This is a genomic window from Ideonella sp. P3_A4, assembly GCF_056403075.1.
This window is the reverse complement of the sequence record NZ_JBFUGE010000643.1, coordinates 1-3,249: the sequence shown is the minus strand read 5'-3', so window position 1 is coordinate 3,249 and position 3,249 is coordinate 1. Positions and strand designations below refer to the sequence as shown.

The 3,249-nt window shown below is 64.9% G+C and carries 4 protein-coding genes; all 4 read right to left on the bottom strand.

Features of this window, described 5'->3' with window-relative positions:
* Positions 1-600: cupin-like domain-containing protein (locus AC1DYI_RS30430; protein WP_477207852.1), on the bottom strand; the 600-nt coding region annotated here is incomplete at its 3' end.
* A gap of 4 nt (positions 601-604) precedes the next feature.
* The gene (locus tag AC1DYI_RS30425) at positions 605-1,300 is read right to left on the bottom strand and encodes a SapC family protein (protein ID WP_477207851.1); all 696 of its coding nucleotides are present in this window, start codon (positions 1,298-1,300) and stop codon (positions 605-607) included.
* A 66-nt stretch (positions 1,301-1,366) separates the two neighbouring features.
* Positions 1,367-2,920, bottom strand: coding sequence for a tryptophan halogenase family protein (locus AC1DYI_RS30420; RefSeq protein WP_477207850.1), 1,554 nt, complete (start codon positions 2,918-2,920; stop codon positions 1,367-1,369).
* A 107-nt stretch (positions 2,921-3,027) separates the two neighbouring features.
* The coding region (locus AC1DYI_RS30415; RefSeq protein ID WP_477207849.1) for a hypothetical protein at positions 3,028-3,249 on the bottom strand (222 nt) is incomplete at its 5' end.

Genomic DNA, 3,249 nt, shown 5'->3' with positions numbered 1-3,249 from the left:
GTCCGGGTTCTTGAAATCGACCAGGCTGGTGGGCTGGCCGGCCAGCGTGTTTTCCAGCGGCCCGATGTAGAGGTTGCCCACCTCGTCTGGCGGCAGCAGCGTGAAGCGGCGGCGGCCGGCAATGACACAGGCCAGGTTGTCCGGCAGGTCGTGGTGTGCCGCGACGCGCGCGCGATTGCCGATCCACAGGCTGACCAGCGGATCCAGGTGCGCCAGCCCCAAGTCGTTCTCGCTGCGAAAGCCCGGCAGGCAAGTGTCGACGGTCGTCGAGCCGACGTAGATCGCGGGTGGCCGGGCGTTGCTGCGATGCTGCTCTAGCGCGTCGAGGATGGACTCGAACGTGACCTTCTCGCGGGCGAAGTTGAAGCCGGTGAAATCGTCGTTGTAGCCGAAGCGGCCTTCGATCTCGGGCGGGCCGAACCAGGCGCCGACAGTGGCACCGCAGGTGTGCCGACGCAGGTAGGCGCTCAAGCCGCCCGGCTCGGCGTTGGCCTTGACGGCCGGCCATTGGCTGACCAAGCCGCGGATCACCACCGGCTGCGTGGATCGCAGCAACTCGTCAGGCAATGCCTGCGGGTCGAGGCCGGTCAGCTCACGCATGGAGTCAAGCGGTTTCGAGTCGCGCGATCAGGTCGCGAAAGCGCGAGAGCGACGCGACTGCCATGTAGATGCCGAACAGGTAGCCCGCCTTGTTCAAAGCACCGAGCGCATGGCCATCGAGCTGCTGCAGGCGCTCTTCATGGATCGTGTAGAAGCCCGTGAAGCGATGCTGCGAGCCATCGGCCTGCTCGATGTCGAGCGCAAACGGCTCCAGCAGGTCGTGCTCCAACAAGGCGGCCATGAACGCCGGCGTGCTCTGCAGGCCCTGGTGGATGGTCAGCAGCACCGAGTTGATGCGTTCCAGGAACTCCGTCATGCCGCCATACGCCAGGAACACCGGCTCGCCTGCAGTGGTGCTGACACGCGGGTGGTCCATGTCGAGATGGACCATCAGCTCTTCGCCGTCAATGCCGATCAGGAACGGCTGCCGCTCCAGCGCCAGCGGCAGGTAGTGCGCGTCCCAGCGGCCGTTGCGCAAGAAGAGGTTCTGCCCTTCGCGAAAGCCGAACAACGCCACCGGCTGGAAAGAGGTGCCATCGTGCGACTTCTGGAAGACGATCGGAAACTCTGCCTGGACGTTGCGGAACTCGGACGGAAAGGTCACCGCGTACATCACGTCGTCGCCGTACTCGGCGCCGCGCTCGGTGATGACGCGCAGGTCCTTGTGGTCGATGTTGTTCAGCAAGACATTGCGGGTCATGGGTGGTCACCGGCAAGGCCGGCCAAAGAGGTGAAATGAGCGATGGGCAGTTGGCAGCACGGCATGTCAGATTCGCGGCAGGCCATGACGCTTGATGTGGTCGATCAGTTCGCGGTTGCTCGGCAAGGCCGGCAGCATCTTGCGCGTCAGTTGGGCCGCCTCGCGAAAGTAGCCAGCCGCTGCTTCGGCATCGGCCCGGCGGCGCACGGATTCGGGCGCCGGCCGGAAGCCCATACCATACAGAACGTACTGGTAGCTCGCGGACGGGAACGCCTCATCGTTGCGAACTAAGTCATGGCGCGATGGCGGCACATGGCGCCAGAGTTCGAGCGACTCGCGCAGCTGGTTCGGAATCGACTCGGCCCGCTGGTTGTCGCGCCAGAACGGCGTGTCGGTTCGCTGGCTCAGCACATAGTGCAGCTTCAGGAAGTCGATGATGCGGGCCCAACGGTAGTGCAGGCTGTCGTTGAAACGCTTGGCGACGATGTCCATCGTGGCGCGCGTGGCCGGCATCTGATCGCGCAGCAGGCCGGCCGAGTGTTCGATCAACGCGATCGCCGAAGCCTCCAGCGGCTCGAGGAAACCGGCGGACAAGCCGATCGCCACACAGTTGCGGTGCCAAAAGGTCTCGCGATGGCCGGGCTCGAAGCTCAGCTTGCGCGGCGGCGGAAGATCCGACGGGCTGCCACCGGTGCGGGCGATGTAGCCCAGCAAAGCGCTCTGCGCCTCGTCGTCGCTGAAATGCGCGCTCGAATAGACGGCGCCGACGCCACGCCGCGCATGCAGGCCGATGTCCCAGATCCAGCCGCCGCCATGCGCGGTCGAGATCGTCTGCGAAGCGATCGGCGTGCGTTCATCGGCATAGGGCACCTGCAGCGCGAGTGCCGAGTCGCAGAACAACACGTGCTTCTGCGATACGAAGCCGACCTGGTAGTGCCGACCGAGCAGCAACGCTTGCATGCCGGTGCAGTCGATGAACAGGTCGCCGGCGATGGCACCATGTTCCTTGGTCTGCAGCGCCGCAATGTCGCCGTTGTCATGCGATTGCACGGCCACCAGGTCGTCCAGCACATGCTGTACACCCAAGCGCTCGACACAGTGCGTGCGCAAGAACACGCCAAACTTGCCTGCATCGAAGTGATACGCGTAGTTGGCAACGGCCGCGAACTCGGGCGTCGCGAACTGCTTCGGCGCTCGCCCTTGCAGGCACAGGTGCGGCTGAAAGCTCACCAGTTCGGCAAAAGGCTGCGCCGCATGCTGGCCCAGCCAGGCCGACACCAAGTCAGCCTCGGTGTAGCCCTGCGGCAGCACGAATGGATGGAAGTAGTGGTCGTCCGCCTGGCCGGTGACCCAGCCGTTGAAACGCGAGCCCTGCTTGAACGAGGCGTCGCATTCGCGGACGAGATCGGCCTCGGTGACGCCGATGCTGCGCAAGGTGTCGCGCATCGTCGGCCAAGTGCCCTCGCCCACCCCGATCGGCGCGACGGTTGGCGATTCGAGCACCGTCACCTGCAGCCGGTCACTATGCTCGGCCGCCAGAAGGCCGGCCGTCAACCAGCCGGCGGACCCACCGCCCACCACAATGACACGCTTGACCGCGTGACCTGACGTGTCGTTCATCGTTCTCGCATTTCAGGCGCCTGTTCCCGCCAGCACCTGACGGGCCTCACCCACGGATTGCGCCGTGGGCGAGGCCCGAGCTTAATGACCTTTGCCGGTGTTCAAGCTCAGAACTTGTACCGGGCGCCGATCGTGTAGCGCGGCCCGGTCTGCCAGACGCCGATGATCTCGTTCTTCGTGCGGCCATGCTGGCGAACCACCGCATCGTTGAGGTTGATCGCTTCGAACTGGAACGACAGGTTGTCGCTCAGCTTATAGCCGGCGCTCAGGTCGATCTGCGAATAGGCCTCGGTGTAGACCGGGTTGGGCAAGCCGCTGCCGTCGAAGCG

What these genes read in the sequence shown, in the direction of transcription:
- AC1DYI_RS30420 (WP_477207850.1), bottom strand. Translation starts at nt 2,920, where the DNA reads ATGAACGACACGTCAGGTCACGCGGTCAAGCGTGTCATTGTGGTGGGC.
- AC1DYI_RS30425 (WP_477207851.1), bottom strand. Translation starts at nt 1,300, where the DNA reads ATGACCCGCAATGTCTTGCTGAACAACATCGACCACAAGGACCTGCGC.